This is a genomic window from Oricola indica, from assembly GCF_019966595.1.
Classification (GTDB): domain Bacteria; phylum Pseudomonadota; class Alphaproteobacteria; order Rhizobiales; family Rhizobiaceae; genus Oricola; species Oricola indica.
Genome location: NZ_JAINFJ010000002.1, coordinates 21,330 through 43,980, shown reverse-complemented (window position 1 = coordinate 43,980; position 22,651 = coordinate 21,330). Strand labels below are relative to the sequence as shown.

17 protein-coding genes and 1 pseudogene are annotated in these 22,651 nt (G+C 60.2%); 16 read left to right on the top strand and 2 right to left on the bottom strand.

What is annotated here, in order from left to right; genetic code table 11:
• The first annotated feature begins 3 nt into the window (after positions 1-3).
• Positions 4-612 (top strand): cupin domain-containing protein, encoded by a 609-nt coding sequence (locus tag LC343_RS05720; RefSeq protein WP_223476154.1) that lies wholly within the window; start codon positions 4-6, stop codon positions 610-612.
• The gene (locus LC343_RS25225) at positions 599-2,236 is read left to right on the top strand and encodes a rhodanese-like domain-containing protein (RefSeq protein ID WP_223476153.1); all 1,638 of its coding nucleotides are present in this window, start codon (positions 599-601) and stop codon (positions 2,234-2,236) included. Before LC343_RS05720 ends, LC343_RS25225 begins: the two co-directional genes overlap by 14 nt.
• On the opposite strand, the gene LC343_RS05710 is transcribed toward LC343_RS25225, so the two are convergent.
• Positions 2,179-2,982 (bottom strand): TetR/AcrR family transcriptional regulator, encoded by an 804-nt coding sequence (locus LC343_RS05710; RefSeq protein ID WP_223476152.1) that lies wholly within the window; start codon positions 2,980-2,982, stop codon positions 2,179-2,181. The two genes, LC343_RS25225 and LC343_RS05710, sit on opposite strands and share 58 nt — an antisense overlap.
• 372 nt (positions 2,983-3,354) lie before the next feature.
• On the opposite strand from LC343_RS05710, the gene LC343_RS05705 reads away from it, so the two are divergent.
• The 13 genes from LC343_RS05705 to LC343_RS05650 all read left to right on the top strand — a co-directional run bounded on the left by LC343_RS05705 (position 3,355) and on the right by LC343_RS05650 (position 17,766).
• Entirely contained in the window at positions 3,355-4,005 is a 651-nt protein-coding gene (locus LC343_RS05705) for a glutathione S-transferase N-terminal domain-containing protein (RefSeq protein WP_223476151.1), read from the top strand.
• A 101-nt stretch (positions 4,006-4,106) separates the two neighbouring features.
• Complete coding sequence (locus tag LC343_RS05700; protein ID WP_223476150.1) at positions 4,107-4,901, top strand: enoyl-CoA hydratase; 795 nt, start codon at positions 4,107-4,109, stop codon at positions 4,899-4,901.
• A gap of 122 nt (positions 4,902-5,023) precedes the next feature.
• Positions 5,024-5,224, top strand: a complete 201-nt coding sequence (locus LC343_RS25315) for a DDE-type integrase/transposase/recombinase (RefSeq protein WP_428982522.1) — start codon at positions 5,024-5,026, stop codon at positions 5,222-5,224.
• 614 nt (positions 5,225-5,838) lie between these two features.
• The gene (locus tag LC343_RS05695; RefSeq protein WP_223476149.1) at positions 5,839-7,719 is read left to right on the top strand and encodes a proline racemase family protein; all 1,881 of its coding nucleotides are present in this window, start codon (positions 5,839-5,841) and stop codon (positions 7,717-7,719) included.
• A gap of 83 nt (positions 7,720-7,802) precedes the next feature.
• Positions 7,803-8,594, top strand: a complete 792-nt coding sequence (locus LC343_RS05690) for a transporter substrate-binding domain-containing protein (RefSeq protein WP_223476148.1) — start codon at positions 7,803-7,805, stop codon at positions 8,592-8,594.
• A 64-nt stretch (positions 8,595-8,658) separates the two neighbouring features.
• Positions 8,659-9,309, top strand: a complete 651-nt coding sequence (locus LC343_RS05685; RefSeq protein ID WP_223476147.1) for an amino acid ABC transporter permease — start codon at positions 8,659-8,661, stop codon at positions 9,307-9,309.
• Positions 9,309-10,127, top strand: a complete 819-nt coding sequence (locus LC343_RS05680; protein ID WP_223476146.1) for an amino acid ABC transporter ATP-binding protein — start codon at positions 9,309-9,311, stop codon at positions 10,125-10,127. Before LC343_RS05685 ends, LC343_RS05680 begins: the two co-directional genes overlap by 1 nt.
• Positions 10,128-10,147: 20 nt before the next feature.
• Positions 10,148-11,065: a 4-hydroxy-tetrahydrodipicolinate synthase gene (dapA, locus tag LC343_RS05675; protein ID WP_223476145.1), complete on the top strand. Its 918-nt coding sequence runs from the start codon at positions 10,148-10,150 to the stop codon at positions 11,063-11,065.
• Positions 11,065-12,072 (top strand): proline racemase family protein, encoded by a 1,008-nt coding sequence (locus tag LC343_RS05670; protein ID WP_223476144.1) that lies wholly within the window; start codon positions 11,065-11,067, stop codon positions 12,070-12,072. Before dapA ends, LC343_RS05670 begins: the two co-directional genes overlap by 1 nt.
• Positions 12,073-12,176: 104 nt before the next feature.
• Entirely contained in the window at positions 12,177-13,565 is a 1,389-nt protein-coding gene (locus LC343_RS05665) for an aldehyde dehydrogenase family protein (RefSeq protein WP_238484183.1), read from the top strand.
• Between the two features lie 4 nt (positions 13,566-13,569).
• Complete coding sequence (locus LC343_RS05660; RefSeq protein WP_223476142.1) at positions 13,570-15,270, top strand: GMC family oxidoreductase; 1,701 nt, start codon at positions 13,570-13,572, stop codon at positions 15,268-15,270.
• 9 nt (positions 15,271-15,279) lie between these two features.
• Positions 15,280-16,287 (top strand): proline racemase family protein, encoded by a 1,008-nt coding sequence (locus LC343_RS05655; RefSeq protein ID WP_223476141.1) that lies wholly within the window; start codon positions 15,280-15,282, stop codon positions 16,285-16,287.
• Between the two features lie 42 nt (positions 16,288-16,329).
• Positions 16,330-17,766, top strand: coding sequence for an NAD-dependent succinate-semialdehyde dehydrogenase (locus tag LC343_RS05650; RefSeq protein WP_223476140.1), 1,437 nt, complete (start codon positions 16,330-16,332; stop codon positions 17,764-17,766).
• A gap of 277 nt (positions 17,767-18,043) precedes the next feature.
• Here the strand turns inward: LC343_RS05650 and LC343_RS05645 are convergent.
• Positions 18,044-18,218 (bottom strand): annotated as a pseudogene (locus tag LC343_RS05645) (integrase core domain-containing protein); the annotation flags it as partial.
• 660 nt (positions 18,219-18,878) lie between these two features.
• Between LC343_RS05645 and LC343_RS05635 the strand changes: the two are divergent.
• Positions 18,879-22,651: beta strand repeat-containing protein (locus LC343_RS05635; RefSeq protein WP_223476139.1), on the top strand; the 3,773-nt coding region annotated here is incomplete at its 3' end.

Below are 22,651 nucleotides of genomic sequence, written 5' to 3'. Positions count from 1 at the left end.
CTCATGCCGTCTATCACGGAAGAACGTCAAAAACTCGTCAGTGACGTGATGAATCGCGTCAACGCGATCGTTTCGTCGAACGCGGTCGATCGCGCCAGGCTCGATCAGGTCGGGCAGACGCTTCTCGGACTGACAGAACATCCGGAATGCTTTCAGCCGGAGCATTTCGCGCCTCCGGACGATCCGAAGCGCAATTCCAATATGTTCGAGCTGTTCCGCTGCGAAAATGACGGGCCGACGCTCTATGCCAGTGTCGCTCCCGCCGGTCTGACGACGCCTGTCCATTTCCATACGACCTGGGCGGTCATCGTCGGTTTGCGCGGAGCCGAGTTCAACCAGTTCTACGCGCGCGACGGCGACGTGCGGCCTGTCGCCACCGATCACCGCGTAGTCGAGAACGGAACGGCGATCATGATGATGCCGGAGGACTTGCATTCGATCCGCATCGAGAAGACGCCGGAACGCTTCTTCAGTTTTCACTGTTACGGCATGCCGTTCGAGAAGACGACCGAGCGCATGTTTTATTCAGAGTCGTCCGGCGAATGGAGCTACTTCGCCCATCGGCCCAACATCAGGCGTTTCGATCTGGCGGCCGGACGTGCGGCGGATTGAGGCCCCGGAGGTCGCGCGCCGTTATCGGGAAGGTGAGGAGATCGCCCTTCTTGACGTGCGCGAGCAGTGGGATTTTTGCCAAGGCCACGCGCTGCTGGCATCGTCCTGTCCGTTGAGTTCGCTGGAAATGGCTGTCCCGGCGCTCGTGCCGTGCAAGGCGTCGCCCGTCGTGGTCTTGGACGACGACGCGGCGGAGGAAAACGGATTGGCCGTTCGCGCGGCACGAAAGCTGGCGTCGCACGGATATGAGGATGTCTCCGTTCTTGACGGCGGGCTGTCGGGCTGGGTCGGTGCCGGCTATTCCGCATTCACCGGGATCCACGCTTTCAGCAAGCTGTTTGGCGAAGTAGTCGAGCACGATGCCGGCCTGAAGTCGGTGACAGCCGAACAACTCGCCGGCGCGCAACAGGAGAGCGAAGGCGTGATCGTCGTCGATGTCCGCTCGCCCGACGAATACCGCCGATCGACCTTGCCCGGCTCGATAAACATTCCGGCGGGCGAGCTTCTGCGTTCCTTGCCGGATATTGCCGCCGATGCCCGGCAGTCGGTCGTCCTGCATTGTGGCGGGCGAACGCGCGGCATCATCGCTGCGCAGACCGTGGTCGCGGCGGGGCTGCCCCATCCGGTTTCGGTGCTCGAGAACGGGACGATCGGCTGGCGATTATCGGGGCGGGAAACGGTCCCCGGCCCGGAACAGGCTTCCCATGAGCAGCCTCAGCCGGCCGGCTCGGGTCTGCGTCTCGCACTCGACCGCCTCTATGGCGCGAGCGGGGCGCGGGAAATCGACGACACCGGTCTGGCGGAACTGATCGCGCATTCCCAAAGCCGGGCGACCTATTTCTTCGATGTGCGCTCCGCGGCCGAATTCGATACCGGGCATCATCCGCTGGCACGCCATGCGCCGGCCGGGCAACTGGTGCAGGAAACTGACAGTTTCATGGCCGTCCGCAACGCCAGAGTCGTTCTTTTCGACGATCTGGGCGACCGGGCCGCCTTCGCCGCATATTGGTTGTGGCGCATGGGATGGCGGGACATCGCCTGGATCCCGCTGGACCGCTGCCCTCAGCCGCCGCTTGTGGACGAACCGGACAAGGATAATGGATGTCCGGCGGGGTTCGATCCGGCCGAGCTGGTGGAGCCGCAAGCGCTGGATCGAATGCTCGCCGGCAGGGAAGCCGCCGTTATCGATCTCTCATCCAGCCTCGACTATGAGAAGGGCCATGTACCGGGTGCGCATTTCGCAATCCGGTCGAAGCTTTCGGCCGAGGCGATTGAAACGCTCGGCCGGCCCCGCCTTGTCGTGCTCACCAGTGAAGACGGCGTCCGCGCGATGCTGGCAAAACCCGAGGTCTCCGAGCTTTTTGCCGGACCGGTCGCAGTGCTGCGCGGCGGCAACCGGGCTTGGTGCGAAGCCGGGTTCGGGCTGGAGGCCGGCGCGCGCTCTTTACTGCATCCCGCGCAAGACATGCGCCGTTCGATCTATGACGGGTCGGCGGATCTTCTGGCGGCCATGAAGGGTTACATCGATTGGGAGGTCGCGCTCGTCAACACGGCGCGAACGGAGGACTATTTGCCCTTTGCGTTGCCGGACGAAGACTTGCCGGACGAAGACTTGCCGGATTGAGATTTTGCCGTCGCGGCGGGCGATGTGCTTGTGTCGACGGCCGGCGCGAGAAATCCCGAAGCGAGGAAACCGGCGATCAGCGTGATGTCATCCGCCCGGTCGGTCTGGTCGAATTCGACGCCCATGAGTTCGGCGATCTTCTGTGTCCGTCCGGTATCGGCCTGGGTGTAGAACATTGTTCCGTACAAGCAGTTCAATCGCCAGAAGAATTCATGGTCCGCCAGGTGAGGGCAATGCGCCCGCAGCATCCGGGCGAACCTGGTGCCGATCTCGTCATATCCCCGGTCGATGACGCGTCGGACTTCGGGCGAGGGGTCGACGGAAAGCTGCGCCTGCAGCCTCGCGAACAGGCTCTTGGGCGGCTTGGAACTGGCTGGATAGCGCAGCGAAGGACGGATATAGGCCTCGATCAAATTCCGAACACTCGTATAAGTGTCGGCCTCCTCCGCCAGGCACTTGTCCAGAAGCTCGTGACGTTCCTGATTGAGCGGTACGATGTGCTTTTCAAACAGCGCGCGGAGAACGCTTTCCATCCCGCCGAAATGGTAATGTACCGCGCCCAGATTGACCTTGCTCTCCCGGGTGAGGAGGCGCATGGACACGCCCTTGTATCCGTATCGGACAAATAGTCGTTCGGCGGCGTCAAGGATACGTTCCTTTGTCGGCGGTATATCGCCCTTGCGCGGAGCGGCTTTCTTGCCCGCCGAATTTCCGGCTTTTTCGCCGCGCTTCATGGTTTCTGGCATCTATTTATCCGGGCTCTGTTCCATCAAGAGATCGCGCTCAACGTGATATCCGAAGCACGATCCGACAGATACAGTTTTTTATCAAACGTTTAAACAACGGTTTCCGATTTTGCTTTGGCCGGAAAGCGCTATTTGCCGTGCCGGCCGAAGCGCAATGCACCGGCGTTCCCCGTCAAATGCGCCGGCGCAAGGTTGGTGCGATGGTGGGGGAAGGGTCCTTCAAAGGCCTCTCGGTAGGCCGCATGCGTTCAAAAATTACAACAAACGTTTGAAACAATTCTGGACAATGTGGCGTCGGCTTGCTAGCGTGAGGCATGGCCGGCCATGCGGCCGTTTGACCGGATCCCGGTCCATGCAAAGTCGGGGGAGACCATGAAGTTCAAGATGTATCACGATTCCAACTGCCCTTATTCCAGGAAGGTGCTCATCATTGCGGCCGAGCACGGTAAGGATGACGTTTTCGAGTTCATTTCGCCGTTCACCCCGGAAGGGCAGGCAGGGATCGTTCGGGAGAACCCGCTTGCGAAAATGCCGGCGCTGGTCATCGAGCCGGGTTTCGCGATTTTCGATTCGCGGGTGATCTGCCGCTATGTTGATGCCTTCGGCGATGCCGGGAATTCCTTCTATCCCACGGATCCCGACGAGTTGTGGAAGGCCCTGCGCTACGAGGCGCTGGGTGACGGGATGGTCGACGCGGCGATCTTCGCCCGGCAGGAGCTGTCCCGTCCGGCGGACAAGCAGATGCCGGAGCGCATCTCCAAGCAGTTGAGCAAGGTCGACGAGGGGCTCGACTGCCTCGAACGTGAAATCGAAAGCGTGTCCGCGTCAATGACCGTCGGAACCGTGGCGTGTTCCAACGCGCTCGCCTATCTGGATTTCCGCTGGGGTCAGAAGGATTGGCGTGCGGATCATCCGGGCCTGGCCGCCTGGTATGACGAGCTCAAGCTTCGTCCGGCTTTCAAGAAACACGATTTCGTCGAATCTGATTTGCTGGTGAAGAAGCTCGCAGCAGCCTCGCGGTGATCGTTCCGTCTGATTTCGGAAACGGCCGGGCCGGTATCGCCAAAGGTGGTCCGGCCCAACGCAACAATTGACAGCAAGAAAAGACCGATAGGCGGAACGTCATGGCGGACTACGAATGCATTACCTACGAGAAGCTCGATAACGTCGCGCGCATCTCCCATAACCGTCCCGAAGCGAGCAACGCGGAGAGCCAGCTTCTTCTCGACGAAATGGATGCGGCCTTCACCCGAGCCGAAGCCGACGACGATATCCGCGTCATCATCATAGCGGGCAAGGGGAAGCACTTCTCGGCGGGGCATGACCTCAAGGAGGCGCAGGCGAAGCGGGCGAATTTCACGGTCGAGGAGCGCTGGGCCTATGAATCCCTGCGATATTTCGACTACTGCATCCGCATCTGGGACAGCCCGAAGCCGACGATCGCGCAGGTTCAGGGGGCCTGTGTCGCCGGCGGCTTCATGATGGCCAATATGTGCGACCTGGTAATCGCATCCGACGACGCCTTCTTCGCCGATCCCGTTTGCCACACGCTCGCAACCGCTTCGATCGAGGTGTTGATTCACCCCTGGGTGATGGGCTTGCGCCAGGCAAAACATCTCCTTTTCACCGGTGGTCGCCTGAAGGCCGAAGACGCGCTTAGGATCGGGATGGTCAACAGCGTAGTTCCGCGAGACAACCTCGATGCCGCCGCTCTTGCGGAGGCCGCCAAGATCGCGGCGGCACCGCCCTTTGCCCTGCGCCTCCTGAAGCGTTCCCTGAATCGCACCTTCGACGTGCAGGGCATGCGTTCGGCCTTGGAAGCTCATTTCGAGCTTCATCAGCTCAGCCATGAGACCGAAGAGTTCGCCGCAATACGCGCCAAAGGGCTTTCCAAAGCGATACGCTCAGACCGAAAATAGCAGCTTGGCGTCGCCGTGAAATCCGAATGCAGGCGATGCTTGCGTCGAGACTGCCTTGTCAGAAGAAACCGGTCTTGAGCAGTCGAGGGCGGTTTCGTCGCGACTGGGCATGAGCAGGATCAATCCGTTTCGCTATTTCAAGACGCCGCGCGAAGTCATCCGCCTGCCTTTCGCGGGCAGTCGTCCATGACGGTGCGGTGCTTGATGCTGTTGTCACTAGGCGCCGAGATGCAGAAACGGCATTGGAATTGCCGCGAAAGCAGCTGAAGCCAGAGGTAATCGTCACCGACAAGCTGAAGCCTTCTGGCGCCGCGATGCGGTAAACCGGCATCGACGCAAGCCGCCGTGAAACCGGCGGCCGATGGAACACCCACAGAACAGAGAACAGCCCTTCCGTTAAGAAGACGAGAACGGGCGATACCGGGATTTCGGCGCGTAACAAGTGTGTAGAAGCGCGCCGCCATTCATGGCCTGGTCTACATTCATTTCAGCCAAAAAATGCCGTCTCCCTGGCCGACAGAAGTTCAAGCACAACCGCAGCGTCGCTCCCAACGAGTGGCGCCAGTTTCTTGCGGCATAGGGCGGGGCGTTTTCGGCAAGCGGAGGCTGGTTGGAGTTTGTCCGACGGCCCCCCTCCAGCCAGCTTCCGGCAAACCGCGCGGGCGGTTCAATCTTCATATCGCCGCCTGACGAGACACTTTCATCCATCGCGAGAAGCCCGGGGTCGGCGGTGCATACCATCGGCTTCCCTTAGGGAGCTTTAAGGCCCCTCCAATCGCACCGGTGGCCGATGCGCCGGCATTGCCGATGCCGCCACGCCGGAAGCCTGCGCGTCAAAAGCTGGTACCTCCTACCCTTGACTCGTTCAAAATATCAACATACGATCTGCAAAATTCAATATATCTACGGATGATATGTAGGTTTGATGTCTGATCCAGTGAACCAACGGCGCCCCTTTTCGATTGGCCATGCGGCCAAGATGGGCGGCGTCTCGGTTTCGACGCTCAGGTCATGGGAAAGTCTCGGCCTGGTTCAGCCGCACAAATCCGAAAGTGGACATCGTTCGTTCTCATCGGAAGACATCGATCGCATTCGCAGGATTGAACAGCTCCGGCGGATTGAGGGGCAAAGCCTCTCTGCAATACGCAAGAAAATCTCATCCGATCCGCTTCCGAAGGCGGATGACGCTGACGAAGGCAAGGTCCAGCGCCTCCCGATAGATTACAACAAGATCGGTGCGAAGGTGCGCGAGATGAGAAAGCTCGCGCGCATGTCGCTGAGGGATCTGTCCGTCAAGACCGACATCACGGTTTCGCATCTCAGCATGTTCGAACGCGGCGCGGCATTCCTTTCGCCAGCGCGGCTAAGCGCGGTTGCCGATGTTTTCGGCAAGTCGCTGGCCGAGCTGCTGGGCGGAACGAGCAACGACAACCTGCCATTCGTCAGGAAAGGCGGCGGGCGCATCGTCGGCACATTCGGGCCGGGTGTATCCATCGAGCAGGTGACCGTCGCAGAGCGCATGATGGACGTCGAGCTCTGGACGATCGAGTCAGGCCGCGAGAGCGACGGATTCTACTCGCACGATGGTGAAGAGCTTCTCCATGTGCTCTCGGGTGAGTTGGAGGTCACGCTGGGCGCTCGCGATCCGGTTCTCCTTCGTTCCGGTGACAGCGCCTATTTCAGCAGCTCCACAGAACACCGCTGGCGTAACCCTGGCGCCGGGAAGGCTGTAGTTCTGTGGGTCAATACGGACAGCGCGCGCGCTTCGGCAATGCAGTTCCGGGGTGGCGGGCGCCGGCTGGAGCTTGGCACCAGTCACAGCGACGGCCTCGGAGAGGGTGCGCTTGATCTGCAGTTGCAGGAGGGGTGCGAAACCTACCGGGTCATGGAGACCCACACCGCCGGCCATCCGACACGCATTCTCATCGAAGCGCTCGAGGGGCTGGATGGCGAGACGGCCGCTGAAAAGGCGGAAGCATTTCGCGAAAAATATGACCATCTGCGCAACCTTCTGCTGCAGGAACCGCGCGGCCACACGGGCTCATTCGGGTTAATTCCCTTCGCGTCTCAGACTGCGGATTTCGGCGCGTTTTTCATAACGTCCTATGGTTATCCGTCTTTGTGCGGCCATGCGATCTTCGGTTATGCGAAGGCGCTGTCGGCGCTGAACCGGCTGGAAGGGCGCACGGATTTCACCATCGAAATGCCCGGCGCCACAGTCGCGGTGAAGCTACGACGCACACGCGATGAGATCGACGTCGAAATGCCGGGTACGTTTGTGCTGCAGGACGGTATCGAGATCGAGCATGACGGCAGAACCTTCGAGGGCGCACTTGTCGGTGGCGGTTCGTGCCAGTTGCTCATTGACTGCGATCAGGCGGACATCGACCTCAATTCGGAAAATCTCGATGATATCCTTTCGCTGGGCGCTGCGCTGAAGCAGGCCTACATCGCGAAGGCGGTCTCATCGCATCCGCCGATCGACAACGTCCTGTTGTTCAGGAAAACGGACGAGGGCACGCGGCGTCTCTTTCTTGCCATCGACCGGCATCGCTACGACCGCTCGCCCGGCGTGACAGGCCTGTCCGCCTGCATGGCGCTGGAAGCGACGCGCGGCACGCTGGATACCGGTCACAAGATCGAGGCCGAAAGTATCTTTGGCGGCCGCCTCAGCGGCGAAATCATCAGCATTGCGAAGGCGACCGATGGGCGCCTCGTATGCGTCCCGAACATCTCGGGGCGTGCGCATCTCAACGGCGTTTCCACGCTCATCGTTGAGCCGGAAGACCCCCTGAAGCGCGGTTTCCTCGGGACTTGAACCAAAAACCCTTCAAAAGGAGGCACAGGTAAATGCTAATCAAAAAGTTGAAATCCTTGGCAGTTGCGTTCGGCGCATTCGCCATGGTGGCCGCGGCCACACTTCAACCTGCTCACGCAGAAGATCCCTCACTGGTACTCGACAGGATTCGCGATTCTGGCGTTCTGAAGTTTCCCGTCATCACCGGCGAGGAGCCAAGCTACATCAAGGATCCGCAAACCGGCGAATGGAGCGGTTTTTACGTTGAGTGGGGCGAGGAAATCGCTGACATCCTCGGCGTTGACCTTGAGTTCGTTGAGACGACGTGGGGCAATCTTGCGGCTGATTTCCAGTCGCAGAAGGTTGATATCGCAATCGGCCTGAATCCGAACCCGCAGCGCGGGCTCGTGGTCGATTACACGACAACCCCGCTTTTCTACGGACCGTGGACAATCGTTGCCAAAAAGGGCTTCGAAAAAACGAGCTGGGCTGAACTCAACGATCCGTCCGTCCGCCTTGCCGTCCAGAAGGGCAGCACCATGCAGGTGGTCGCGGAAGCTCTGACACCGAAGGCGGAAATCATCGTTGTCGGTACGCGTCCTCTCGGCGTCCTCGAAATCAACTCCGGTCGCGCCGACGCGATGCTCCTGGCGAGCTTTGATGCGATCCAGGTTGCGCCAGAGGTTGAAGGCGATGTGTTCGTTCCCACGCCTGCGCTGACCAACACGGCGGTGATCGGCGTGCGACGTGAAGCCGGTAACGCGGGTTGGATCAACTGGCTCGAAAACTGGACGTCACAGCAGCGCTCGCTTGGCCTTGCACAGGGCAAGCTCGCCAAGTCGTTCGAAGACGCAGGCCTCGATATGTCGGTCCTGCCGGGCGACTTCAGCTTCTGATCAACACATGCCGACACTGCTTCATGTCAGTGTCGGCAGCTAAAACTGAAATCGGAAAGCCATCATGTTTGATTGGTCCGTCATTGAGCAAAATTCCCATCTTCTTCTCATGGGGTTGTGGATCACCATCAAGTACACCGTGATCACCTCGGCCCTAGGGCTCGCGATTGGTCTGATCGTCGCATTGATGCAGTTAACGTCAGCTCGGGTAACTGTCCTCGTCGGACGATTATTCGTCGAGTTTTTCCGGAATATCCCGCTTCTGGTCTGGTTGTTGTGGGCCTACTACGCCCTGCCGATCTTCATGGGTATCAACATCAGCAAGGAATCCGCCGGCATTCTCGCATTGAGCCTCTATGGAGCCGCGTATTTCGCAGAGATATTCCGGGCCGGCATTCAGTCAATCGATCCGGGACAGAGCGACGCCGCTGTCGCGCTCGGTATGTCTTATCGGCAAAAACTGACTCGCATCATCCTGCCGCAGGCGCTCCGTCGGATGATTCCGCCGCTTGCGGGGCAGATGATCATTCAGCTCAAGAACACGACACTTCTGTCGGTCATCACCGTGCCGGACCTTCTCTATCAGGCCGATTACATAGCCTCGTTCACGTATCGTCCGCTTGAGACCTACACCGCAGTCGCCGTGATCTTCCTGATCGTACTGGTCCCGCTCACCTACATCGCGCGACGCCTCGAGGACAAAGGGCCAAGATAATGCGTGACGACAACACAAAAACCGACGACGCCGTCATAGCGGTTGAAGATCTTCATCTGTCCTTCGGCGAGTCGAAGGTCCTCAAGGGGCTTGATCTTACGGTCGGGCGCGGAGACGTCGTGGCACTCATCGGATCCAGCGGCTCCGGTAAGACAACACTCCTGCGTTGCCTCAACCTGCTCGCTCATCCCAATCACGGGCGCATCTCGCTCAACGGTGAGCCGTTCTTTCAACATGACTCCGGAAAGGACGTCCTCAAGCTGTCGTCCGCCAAGACCAACGCCATCCGCAGTCACATCGGGATGGTCTTCCAGCAGTTCAATCTGTTCCCGCACATGACCGTTCTTGCCAACGTCATGGAAGGGCCTCGGACCGTCAAGAAAGAGGCGGAGAAGACCAACCGGGACCGCGCCATGTCCCTTCTGGAGAAGGTTGGCATGGCGGAATATGCCGACCGGCGGCCCGACAACCTTTCAGGCGGCCAGAAACAAAGGGTTTCGATCGCCCGCGCTCTCAACATGGAGCCGGAGGTCATGCTTTTCGACGAGCCCACTTCGGCGCTTGATCCGGAACTCGTTGGCGAAGTCCTCAACACGATGATCGACCTCGCGAAAGAGGGGATGACGATGATCGTCGTCACGCACGAACTTGGTTTCGCGCTGGAAGTCGCAAAACGCACAGTCTTCCTCGATCAGGGGACGATCTGTGCGGAGGGCGCCCCGCACGAAATCCTGATGAATCCGCCCAATGACCGGGTCAAGGGATTCGTAAACCGCTTTCACCAGACGGCACAGCTCATGAAGCCGTTCGTCAGCTAATAATCTGAACAGGAATAAACATGCACACGCCGAAATGGTCCGGAATCCACAGCGTCCTCATCACCCCTTTTGATACGGACGGTAAGATCGATTTCGCCACCTATGAAAAACAGGTCGAAACGAACATCGAAAACGGTGCGGACGGCCTCATCGCCTGCGGAAGCACCGGAGAGTTCTACGCCTTGACTATGGCGGAGCGCGCCGAACTGCTCGGGCAGACCGCCAAATTCGCGAATGGGCGCGTGCCCGTTATCGCCGGTGTCTCGGACCTTCTCCCGGCCAATGCGATGGAACTCGCACGCACATCGGAAAAGCTCGGCCTTGATGGTGTCCTCGCCATGCCGCCGCTCTATGCTATGCCGGACCGACGTGAGACGCTGCACTATTTCAAGCAGCTGTGCTCTGCCAGCGGCCTGCCTGTCATGCTTTACAATTCACCCCGCAGGGCAGGCGTCGGGCTTGACGTGCAACTCGTGAGCGAGCTTGCGGAGCTGCCGACAGTTGCCGCCATCAAGGACAGTTCGGGCGATATCGTTCAGGTCAGCGAATTGGCGCGCCGGCTCGGCGACAGGCTCAGTGTCTTTGTCGGTTACGAGACGATGATCCGTCCGGCCCTGAGCGTTGGAGCCGTCGGCGTCGTCGCCATGGCGCACCAGCTGTCCGGACGACTGGTCCGTACGTATTTCGATGCCTGTGCCGCAAATGATCAGGCGACGATCGATCGCCTAGAGCCGGCGCTCTTTGCCATCTACGCCTGCTTCAAGCAGGGCAGCTACTACGCCGGCATCAAGGCGGTGATGAACACGCTCGGCCAAAGTGCCGGCCTGCCCCGCGAGCCGCTATTGCCGTTCACCGCTGACCAGATGGCGAAGGTCGAGACGATCCTCGCCGAAAACAACGTCGCCGCGACGATCCAGCAAGCCGGAGAACACGCCTGATGCGCAGTTCCCGTATCATTCAGGGCGTCGACTCGCATACGGCGGGTTGTCCGCTGCGGCTGATCACGTCCGGATTTGGCCCGATCCGCGGCAAGACGATGGTTGAAAAGCGCGCCGATCTGATGACGCGCGACTGGCTGCGGCAGCTGGTTTTGTTCGAGCCGCGCGGCAGTTTCAACATGCCCGCCGCGGTGCTGACGGAAGCGTGCTCCGAAGACGCGGACATCGGCATGATCATCCTGGAACCGGATACCTACCCGCCGATGTGTGGACACTGCGCGATGGCTGTCGCGACGATCGCGGTCGAAGCGGGCTATGTCGACGCAAAGGACGGAGAAGTTCTCGTCCGGCTCGACACACCTGCGGGTGTCGTGCCCGCCCGGCTTCAGGTGGAGGGTGGCCGCGCGGTTTCCGTCACGCTCGAGATGCCGGCCAGCTTTCTCTACAAGGAAAACATCCTCGTGGAGACGAAGAGCTTCGGCAAAGTGCGGGCCGATATTGCTTACGGCGGCGACTTCTATCTGATCGTCAAGGCAAGTGACCTCGGCCTCGAAATCTCGCCGGAGCGTGCGTGGGAAATCGTCGGCGCCGCATCGGAGCTGCGCGATGGCCTCAAGGATCATCCGGTCCAGCATCCGACGCTGTCGCACATCAATGAGATTTACCAGATCGAGATCATCCAGGACGGCGACGGCGAGACATGTGACGGCAAGAATGCCGTCATCTGCCCGCCGACCGTGATCGACCGGTCGCCCTGTGGAACCGGCACTGCATCGAGAATGGCGATGCTGGCTGCGCGTGGCGAACTGAAGCCAGGTGATCGGTTCCGTCACTCCGGCATACTCGACACGGTTTTCACCGGAACAGTTACCGGAGAAACGACGGTGGGTGACCTCCCGGCGATCACCTGCACGGTGACGGGATCCGCCTATCTCACCGGCACATTCAACTTTTTCCTCGATCCAAATGATCCGTTCCCGAATGGCTTTCGCCTGACCGGCGTTTGAGCGGATCGCAAGGAGTTATCATGAGCTTATCATTTGACCCTTCAAGCGTTGAGCTTGTCGGCGCGCACCTCATTAATGGTGAGCGGGTCCATTCTGATAATAAAATGCCGGTGTATCGTCCCTCGGACGGCAACGGCTCCGCGCAGATGTCGGTTGCGGATGAAGACACGGTGGACCGGGCTGTGCGTTCTGCCGACACCGCGTTCCGAAGCACCGGCTGGCCGGAAGCCTCTCCTCTGGAGCGAGCAGAGGTCCTGAAGCGATGGGCCGATTTGCTCGATCGTGATCGTATTCGGATCGCAAAGATCGAAGCGGCCTCGTCGACCCGGCCGGTCGAGGATCTCGTCAACCGCGATCTTGTGCGCGCCAGCGGTGCGCTTCGTTATTTCGCCGAATGGGCCGACAAGGTCGAAGGGCAATTGCTGGCCGGCAAGTCCGGTACCACCGCGATGGCGCGGCCTGAGCCTTACGGCGTGGTGGCGTCGATTGCACCGTTCAACTTTCCCGCAATCAATGCGATCTGGAAGTCTGCTCCGGCGCTGGCCGTGGGCAACGCGGTCGTTCTCAAGCCGTCGGAAATGACACCGTTCTCGGCATTGGCGATTGCGGAACTCGCCATCGAAGCGGGGCTTCCGGCCGGTCTCTTCAATGTCATCCAGGGCGCCGGCCAAACCGGTTCGCAGCTCGTGCGCCATCCGCTCGTCCGCAAGATCACCTTTACCGGGTCATCGGCAACCGGTGCCAAGGTCATGGCCGATGCGGCTGCCACCGGTACCAAGCCGCTGACGCTGGAGCTTGGCGGCAAGTCACCGCAGCTGGTTCTCAAGGATATCCGTGATGTCGATGCGGTCGCCTTGAATATCGCCAACGGTTTTCTGGCCAACTCCGGTCAGGTCTGTACAGCCGGCACCAGACTGATCACGCCGACCGGACTTCGCGATGAACTCATCGAAAAAGTTGCGAAAATCGCCGGCGAGCGGCGAGCGGGTCCAACCTGGGAGGTTGGAAACACGCTTCCGCCGATCATCTCTGAAAAACAGGCAAAACGCATCGACGATCTGATGCGGCAAACGCTTTCGGACGGCGCGGAAGCCATCATCGGCGGAAGCCGCGTCGCATCCCAGAATGCCGGCGCCTACTACGAGCCGACGATCCTTCGCAATGTGCCCGACACGTCTGTCGGGTTCACCGAGGAATTCTTCGGTCCTGTCCTCTCGGTCTACGAGTATGACGACGAGGAAGAGGGGATCGCCATGGCGAACCATCCCTCCTACGCCCTCGCGGCAAGCATCTATACCGACGATTTGAACAAGGCGATGTCACTGCCGGGAAGGATCGAGGCGGGGACTGTCTGGGTCAACGCGCATGGCCGTCAACCGGATTTCTCCACACCGCAAGGCGGCTTCAACGGATCGGGCTTCGGCAAGGAAATGGGCCGCGCAGGACTCGAAAGCTTCCTGCGTTTCAAAACCGTTTGGGTCAATCACGGCTAGTCACATGAAAACTGATCATTTTGACTACATCATTGTCGGCGGCGGAGCCGCCGGCGCGGTTCTTGCAAACCGGTTGTCCGAAGACAGCAGCCGCCAGGTGGCGTTGATCGAGGCTGGCCCTGACATGAAGCCTGGCGAAGAGCCGGACGACATTCTCGACGCCTATCCGATCGTTGCTTACTTCAATCGCCATTACCACTGGCAGAACATCCAGGTTCATCTCAACGATCAGCAGGCAGCAAACGAGCCTCCGCGTCGCTACGAACAGGCGAAGGTCATCGGGGGCGGTACGGCCATCAACGGCCAGTTCGCGTTCCGGGGTCTGCCTTGGGATTACGATTCCTGGGCCGAGCAAGGCGCGACCGGCTGGAACTGGGAAAACGTGCTTCCCTATTTCAAGAAGCTGGAGAACGATCTGGATTTCGGCCCGAGCGATGTCCACGGCGATAGCGGGCCGATGAAATTGCGCCGTATCCCGGAAAAGGACTGGTCGCCCTTTTCGAAAGCAACGGCAAACGTTCTCGAGAAACAGGGTCAGACCAACATCCGCGACCACAATGGCTGTTGGGACGATGGCTATTTTCCGATGACGACCAACAATGTCGACGGAAAGCGGATTTCGACGGCAAGGGCATATTTGACCAACGAGGTTCGCAACCGGCCGAACCTGACTGTTCTTGGCTCGACCGACATGCGCAAGATCCTGTTCGAGGGCAATCGCGCATGCGGAGTCGAGGTCGCAGGACCGTCCGGCGAGAGGACGCTTCACGCCAAAGAGGTCATTTTGTCGGCTGGCGCGCTTCAGTCGCCCGCGATGTTGATGCGCGCCGGCATTGGCCCGGCCGAGCACCTCAAGGAACTCGGAATTCCCGTGCGGGCCGATCGGCCCGGTACGGGACAGAACCTCCAGGACCACCCGATGGTGGCGCTGGCAGCTTACCTACCCGTAAAATCGCGCCTCCCAGCGACGATGCGGCGGCATATCCAGATGGGTTATCGCTACACATCCGGTATGCCGGAAACCACGCCGGGTGACATGTTCATCCTGGCCTCCAACCGCGCAGCCTGGCATCCGCTCGGACGACGGCTCGCGTCGATCCTCGTTTGCGTGAACCGGCCGTATTCCACCGGATATGTGCGTCTGAAAGACAGTGACCCGTCGACAGGGCCCCATGTGAATTTCAGGCAGCTGACCGATGAGCGCGATCTCAGGCGCCTCGAAGACGGGATGCAGCGGCTGTTCAAGATCATGGCCGACCCGCAGATGAAGTCAGCTGTCGGTGAGATCTTCCCCGCAACGTTTTCGGAGCGCGTTCGAAAACTCGGGGCCGTCAGTTCAATGAACTGGTTCCTGACGCTGATTGCGGCCGGCATCATGCAGATGGGATCGATATTCCGTCGGCTGCTGATTGAAAACGTCATCGTTCCCGATGTCGATATCGCAGGATTGCAGAACTCCCCGAACATGCTGCGCTCATGGATCATCGACAATGCGTGCGGCAGCTGGCACGCCAGCGGCACCTGCAAGATGGGAGACAGGGACGACCCGAACGCCGTCGTGGACAATAACGGCAGGGTTATCGGTGTGGATGGCCTGCGCGTGGTCGATGCCTCGATCATGCCCTTCGTCATCAGCGGCAACACGATGCTGACGACCGTGATGGCGGGCGAGAAGATCGCCGATGCCATCAAGGCCGGGAACTGAGTAGTCCCTGTGGCCCACAAACACGAAATCCGGACGATCGACAGTCACACGGCTGGCCATCCGACGCGGGTCATCATGTCCGGCGTGCCGATGCTCGAAGGCCGGACCGCGCAAGAAAAGTGCGTCTGGTTCGAGCAGCATCACGATGATGTCCGCAAACTGCTTCTGCACGAGCCGCGCGGCCATTCCGCAATGGTCGGTGCGGTGCTGTTCGAAAGCGATATCGCCGATCACGGCGCGTTCTTCATGGGCAGCTACAATTACCTGCCGATGTGCGGCCACGCCACGATCGGTCTCGCCGCGACACTCGATTATCTGGGCAAGCTGAAGCCGGATGCGCAAGGACACGCCAGCTTCACCCTCGAAGTTCCCGCAGGCGTGATCACGGTGCACGCCCGTTACGAGGGCGACCGGTTGGTCGGTGTCGAGTTTGAGAACGTACCAGCTTACCTAGCGGCACGACGCGTTCCTTTCTCCCTGTCGGGAGAAAACCATGAATGCGACATCGCCTATGGCGGCAACTGGTATGTCTTGGTGAAGGCGAGCGAAGTGGGCGTCTCCCTGAAGCCCGATGGCGTACAGAATGCGCTTTCCATCGGGTCCTCCATCAAGACGGACATCAACACCCGTATAAAAAACGGCGCGATCGATGGTGCCGTTGAGCCTGTCCACAGCGTGCTCTTTTACGACACGCAAAGCGATGCAGCCGGTATCGTTTCGCGCCAGTTGGTCGTTTTGGCGTCCAACAAGTTCGACCGTTCGCCCTGTGGAACGGGAAGCTCGGCACGTCTGGCGCAATTGCTGGAGGACGGGGAGATCAAGCCCGGCGAACGCGTCAGAATGCGCAACATTCTGGATATCGACTTCGCCGCGTCTGCCCGGCCCGAACCGTCACCGTCATCCTCGGCCCCAACTCTCTACCAGCCCCGTATCGAAGGCATGGCGCACGTCACGGGCACACACTTTTTCATCCTCGGAGAAAACGATCCGCTTCAGGACGGTTTCCTATGCGCGTGACCATCCTCCGAACCGCACAAAAAACGGAAAGAAAGACAACCTATGTATCAGGAAAAATTGGAACTGCTGATCAATGGCAAATGGCGACAGGCGAGCGATGGACGCACCCGTGATCTCGTCAATCCGGCGAACGAGGATGTGATCGGTCAGGTCCCGCTTTGCAGCGACGACGATCTGAGCGAGGCAATCGAGGCGGCCGAGCGCGGCTTCGAAGTCTGGAAGAACAAGACGGCAAACGAGCGCTATGCGATCATGATGAAGGCTGCCGCCCTGATCGAGGAGCGCAAGGAAGCCATCGGCCGGACCTTGACCATCGAAAACGGCAAGCCGCTCGCTGAAGCCGTACCGGAAGTCCAGTTTTCGGCAGATGCCACGCGCTGGTATGCCGAAGAAGGCAAGCGCGCCTATGGCCGCATTGTTCCGGCTCGCATGCCGAACGTTCGCCAGATGGTTCTCAAGGAGCCTGTGGGGCCGGTTGCCGCTTTTGCCGCCTGGAATTTCCCTGCAAGCAATGTCATCCGCAAAATCGCCGGAGCCCTGGGGGCCGGTTGCTCCATCGTCGTCAAGCCGGCGGAAGAAACGCCCGGTACGGCCATTGCGATGGCGCGTTGCTTCCAGGAGGCAGGCGTGCCGGACGGTGTCCTGAATGTGGTTTTCGGTGAGCCGGATCACGTTTCGGAAACGCTTCTGGCATCGCCTGTTTTCAAGAAACTCACGCTTACCGGCTCGACAGCGGTCGGAAAGCTGCTTCAGCGCCGTGCAGCGGAAACGCTGAAGCGCAGCACAATGGAACTCGGCGGCCACGCGCCTGTGATCGTCCACGAGGATGCGGATCTCGATCATGCGGTGAAGACGCTGGTGGCGGCCAAGTTCCGCAACGCCGGTCAGGTCTGCACCTCGCCGACCCGCTTCTTTGTCCATGACAAGCTCTTCGGAAAATTTGTCGATGATTTCGTTGCGCAAGCGAAGTCGCTGGTTGTCGGAAACGGTTTGGAAGACGGCACGCAGATGGGGCCGATGATCGCCGAGCGCCGGCTTGGCGTGATGGAGGACTTTGTCGAGGACGCCAAATCCAAGGGCGCGACGGTTGCTCTTGGCGGACGCCGGATCGCAAACCGGGGCTATTTCTTCGAACCGACAGTGCTGACCGATCTGAGTGACGATGCGCGCATCCTCACCGAAGAGCCGTTCGGCCCGATCGCGCCGCTGATGCGCTTTTCGGATGTGGATGAGGTCATCGATCGCGCCAATGCGCTTCCCTATGGATTGGCCTCGTTCTGCTTCACCCGCAGCTCCGCCCTCGCGCAAAAGACCGAATCCCGGTTGAATGCCGGAATGGTTGGCGTGAACCACATGGTCATCTCGACCCCCGAAACGCCTTTCGGCGGCGTCAACGAATCCGGCTTCGGCTCGGAGAGCGGCCTGGAAGGGTTGGAAGCCTTTCAGCGCACGAAATTCGTTTCCGAATTCGCGTTATAGGCAGGCGCATTGCAGGCGTAACACGATTACGACGGGGAACGAGGGTTTGGTGGCCGGATCGCGATGTCACCAGCCCTCAAACTCGTTACGGACTGACGTCGCTTGATTATCTCAATCAAGCGGCCGTTCGTTCGAGTGCCAACGGGCATTTTCGAGTTGGCGTTCCTCCCGTATCGTGAACGACTACACGCGAGCAGATTCTGGCCTTTCTGATCAGGCCCACCCGAGTAGACCATGTTGATTGTTCGTGCGTGACCGGCCTTCGGTCCATCCGGACGATGGTTTCGGGAGCCGGTGGACGGTCACCCAAAGAACTCTGCGGCCGTTTGCATGTGATGTTTCCTCCATTGCTCGACGAGGATCTGCGCTTCGCTGAGGCTGTCGGCGATTGCCCTTTCGAGCAATTCATCGCGGAAATGGCCATTGAAGCTCTCGCAGCAGCCATTCTCCCATTGCCCGGCGGCGCTTCGCCTTGATCCGACGGGCCGAGATCGCCATCAATCAATGGCTGCGCCAGCACAATCACATCCGCCCGCATCACGCGCTTGGCATGCGAGCATCCGTTCCGGAAATGCGAATAGGGAAATCCCAAATCAGTGGCCCCGACAATGGGGGCTGGACAGGATCGAGGTGACGCAAGGGGCGCTCAGCACAGATAAGTCTTCGGTATCGAGCTTGGTGCATCTGCATCCGGCAGATCCTGGAGGGCCATCCTCGAATTGAGCTGCGCGAAAGCGGATTTCGGCGAGCGGCTGCGATTCATGGCGCAATATAGCTCATATGGGTCATGAAGTGGCGTTGTATTTCGTTATTTAGTCTTGTGAATTGGGGAAATCACCTTTGGTTGCGTGTGGCATCGGGTTCGCAAAGCGGGAGGTTAGTATCCTGACTTGGATTTCGGAAAGTCTGAAATCCGTGCCGGGTACTTTCGATGCAGAGAAATGAAAGCAGGCAAGTATCACCAACATATCATTCGCTGTATTGCGGAACGAAGTGCATTGGGAATTGACTTGTCGATACAGAAAAATGTTAAATCTTGCCTAACAGTTTTTAGGGGTGCCGAGTTTAGAGGGATACGAAGCGTGGGGGCGCGCCAGATACCAGGTGCCGGAATGCGCGGGGGCCGCTGCAGGCGCACCGGGACGACCGGTTTTATTGCGACGTTTCTGCTGGGTCAGGCGATCGCGACGTTTCCCGTATCAGCGCAGGAAACGCTGCCAACCGGCGGCAATGTCGTATCGGGAAGTGCGAACATCTCCGCGCCGGCCTCTGGCTCACTCCTGATCGACCAATTCAGTCAGTATGGAATAATCGAGTGGGACGGATTTTCCGTCGGGTCGGGCAACGCGGTCAGTTTCCACAACGGCACGGGTGCGACCCTCAACCGGGTGACCGGCAGTTCGATTTCCGCGATCGATGGGTCTCTGACGGCCAGCGGCTCGCTTTTCCTCATCAACGAAAACGGCGTGATCATAGGCGAGGACGGTGTCGTCGAGACCGGGGGAAGCTTCATTGCCTCGACGCTTGATGTCGCGGACGGAGATTTCCTTGATGGTGGCGACACCACCTTTGCAGGGGTCGCCGATACCCAGGTCGTCAATCTGGGCCGGATCGGTTCTCTTGGCGGCGATGTCGCCATGATTTCGAAAACCGTCGTCAACGACGGCCGGATCAGCGCACCGAACGGCACGGTTGGCCTGGCTGTCGGCTGGGAAATCCTGTTGCGCGATGCTGCGCTTGATGACGGCAAGTTTTTTGTCCGTATCGGCGATCCGGGCTCCTCCATCACCGAGAAGGGCCATGTCGAGGCCGCCGAGGTTGAACTGCGCGCCAATGGCGGCAACATCTACGCGCTGGCCGGCAACAATGACGGCGCGATCAACGCGACCGGTGTCGCAACGAGCGGTGGCCGCGTTTTCCTGACCGCGCCGGGCGGTTCGGTAACGGTGAAGAAAACCGTCCGCGCACGCAAAAAGCCGACGCCGGCAAGCCCGAAAGCAGATGGCGGCACCATCTTCGCCAATGCGGATTTTGTGTCCATCGGCGGACTGCTTGATATTTCCGGCGACGAGGGCGGGACAGCGCGTGTCGATGGCCGTGCCGTTCATCTTTACGGTGATATTCAAGCGACCGGAGATGTCGGTAACGGCGGAACGGTGGCCATAAATACGGACGAGACTTTCCTTGGAGTGGCCGGAACGACGATCGATGCGTCCGGGGGTGCCGGTGGCGGCAGTGTTGCTATCGATGCCGGAACGAATTTCTTTTCCTCGGGTGCGTTGCTGGTTGACAGCACCGCCGGCAACGGCGGCACCATTTCGGTCGATGGCGAGACGATCAAGTTTGCCTCCGCGTCCCTCTCGGCAGATGGGCTGGACCGTGGCGGCACGATCCTCATCGGCGGTACGCGTGAGGACACGTCCGCCAGGCAGATCTTTGCCGACGGCCCGTCGAGCTTTTCGGCGACTGCCACGGCCTCTGCGGCAACAGGTGGAATGATAACCTTCTGGTCGACGGAAGATACCGCCGTCGGCAGCCATCTGGATACGACGGCGCCGGGTGGCTGGGGCTTCATGGAAGTCTCCGGTCATGAGCAGATACGCTATGGCGGCCTCGCCGAAGGCGAGACGCTGCTGCTCGATCCGAAATTCATTCTCGTCGACGACTCCGCTGGCACGTTCGTCGCCTACGCGATCGACGATCCCAACAATTCCGGGGCCGCCGGCACGTTCGGAGTTTATACTGCCGCAAGCAACGGATTGCTTCTCGTCTCCGACTACAATGACGACGATGCGGCCGAGAATGCTGGCGCGGTCTATGTGTTCGATGAGCAAACCCGTCAATTGATCGGGACAATTACGGGCAGTACCGCTCATGACCAAGTCGGCGTTGGCGGCCTTTACATGCTCGGCGACAGCGGCGTCGCTTACATTCGCTCATATGGCTGGAACGACACCGGCGCGGCGGGCGCTGGCGCGGTGACGCTGATCGACCTTGCCGCCGGCACGTTTCTCGGCACGAGCACGACGGCCGTCGGTGCTGTATCGGCCACCAATTCCATCACCGGCAGCACCGCTTCTGACGTAGTCGGATCCGGTGGCGTCGGCCTGCTTGGCGACAGCGGCATCGCTTACATTCGTTCGGATGTCTGGAACAATAGCAGCGCGGCGGATGCTGGCGCAGTGACACTGATCGACCTTGCCACCGGCACGTTCCTCGGCACGGGTTTGGCGGCTGTTGGTTCGGTCTCGGCCTCCAATTCCATCGTCGGCAGTACCGCGAATGACCGGATTGGAGCCTACGGCGTGGACCTGCTCGGCGACAGCGGCGTCGCTTCCATTCGCTCACATATTTGGAACAATAGCGGCGCGGCGGATGCGGGGGCTGTGACGCTGATCGACCTTGCCGCCGGCACGTTCCTCGGTACGGCCACGACTGCCGTCGGCGCTGTTTCCGCCTCCAATTCCATCACCGGCAGCACCGCTAATGACAACGTCGGCAAAAACGGTGTCTACCTGCTCGGCGACAGCGGCGTCGCCTATATTCGCTCGGATTTCTGGAACAATACCGGCGCGGCGGGTGCTGGCGCGGTGACGCTGATCGACCTTTCCGCCGGCACGTTTCTCGGCACGGGTTTGGCGGCTGTTGGTTCGGTCTCGGCCTCCAATTCCATCCTCGGCAGCACCGCTGATGACCGAATTGGAACCTACGGCGTGAGCCTGCTCGGCGACAGCGGCATCGCTTTCATTCGCTCGTACTACTGGAACGACACCGGCGCGGCGGATGCGGGCGCTGTGACGCTGATCGATCTTTCCGCCGGCACGTTTCTCGGTACGTCCACGACGGCCGTCGGCGCTGTTTCCGCCTCCAATTCCATCACCGGCAGCACCGTTAATGACAATATCGGCAAAGGCGGCGTGAACCTGCTCGGCGACAGCGGCGTTGCTTATATTCGCTCACAAGAATGGGACACAACCGGCGCGACGAATGCCGGTGCCGTGACGCTGATCGACCTTTCCGCCGGCACGTTTCTCGGCACAGGGACGCCGGCGGTGGGCGCGGTCTCGGCCTCCAATTCCATCACCGGCAGTACGACTTATGATTACGTCGGCAATGACGGTGTCGCCGTGCTCGGCGACAGCGGCATCGCTTACATTCGCTCGTATTCCTGGAACGACACCGGCGCGGCGGATACTGGCGCTGTGACGTTGATCGACCTTTCCGCGGGTACGTTCCTCGGCACGGCGACGACGGCGGTCGGCGCGGTCTCGGCCTCCAATTCCATTGTCGGCAGTACCGCATATGACCGGATCGGCTATGGCGGCATCAACCTGCTCGGCGACAGCGGCATCGCTTACATTCGCTCCCAAGAATGGGACGCAGCCGGCGCGACGAATGCCGGTGCCGTGACGCTGATCGACCTTGCCGCCGGCACGTTCCTCGGTACGGCCACGACGGCCGTCGGTGCGGTTTCCGCCTCCAATTCCATCACCGGCAGCACCGCTAATGACAACGTCGGCAATGACGGTGTCGCCGTGCTCGGCGACAGCGGCATCGCTTACATTCGCTCGCGATACTGGAACAACACCGGCGCGGCGGATGCTGGCGCGGTGACGCTGATCGACCTTTCCGCGGGCACGTTTCTCGGTACGGCCACGACGGCGGTCGGTGCGGTCTCGGCCTCCAATTCCATCACCAGCAGTACGACTGGTGATTACGTCGGCATTGGTGGTGTCAGCCTACTCGGCGACAGCGGTGTCGCTTACATTCGCTCGGATGTCTGGAACAATAGCAGCGCGGCGGATGCTGGCGCAGTGACACTGATCGACCTTGCCACCGGCACGTTCCTCGGCACGGGTTTGGCGGCTGTTGGTTCGGTCTCGGC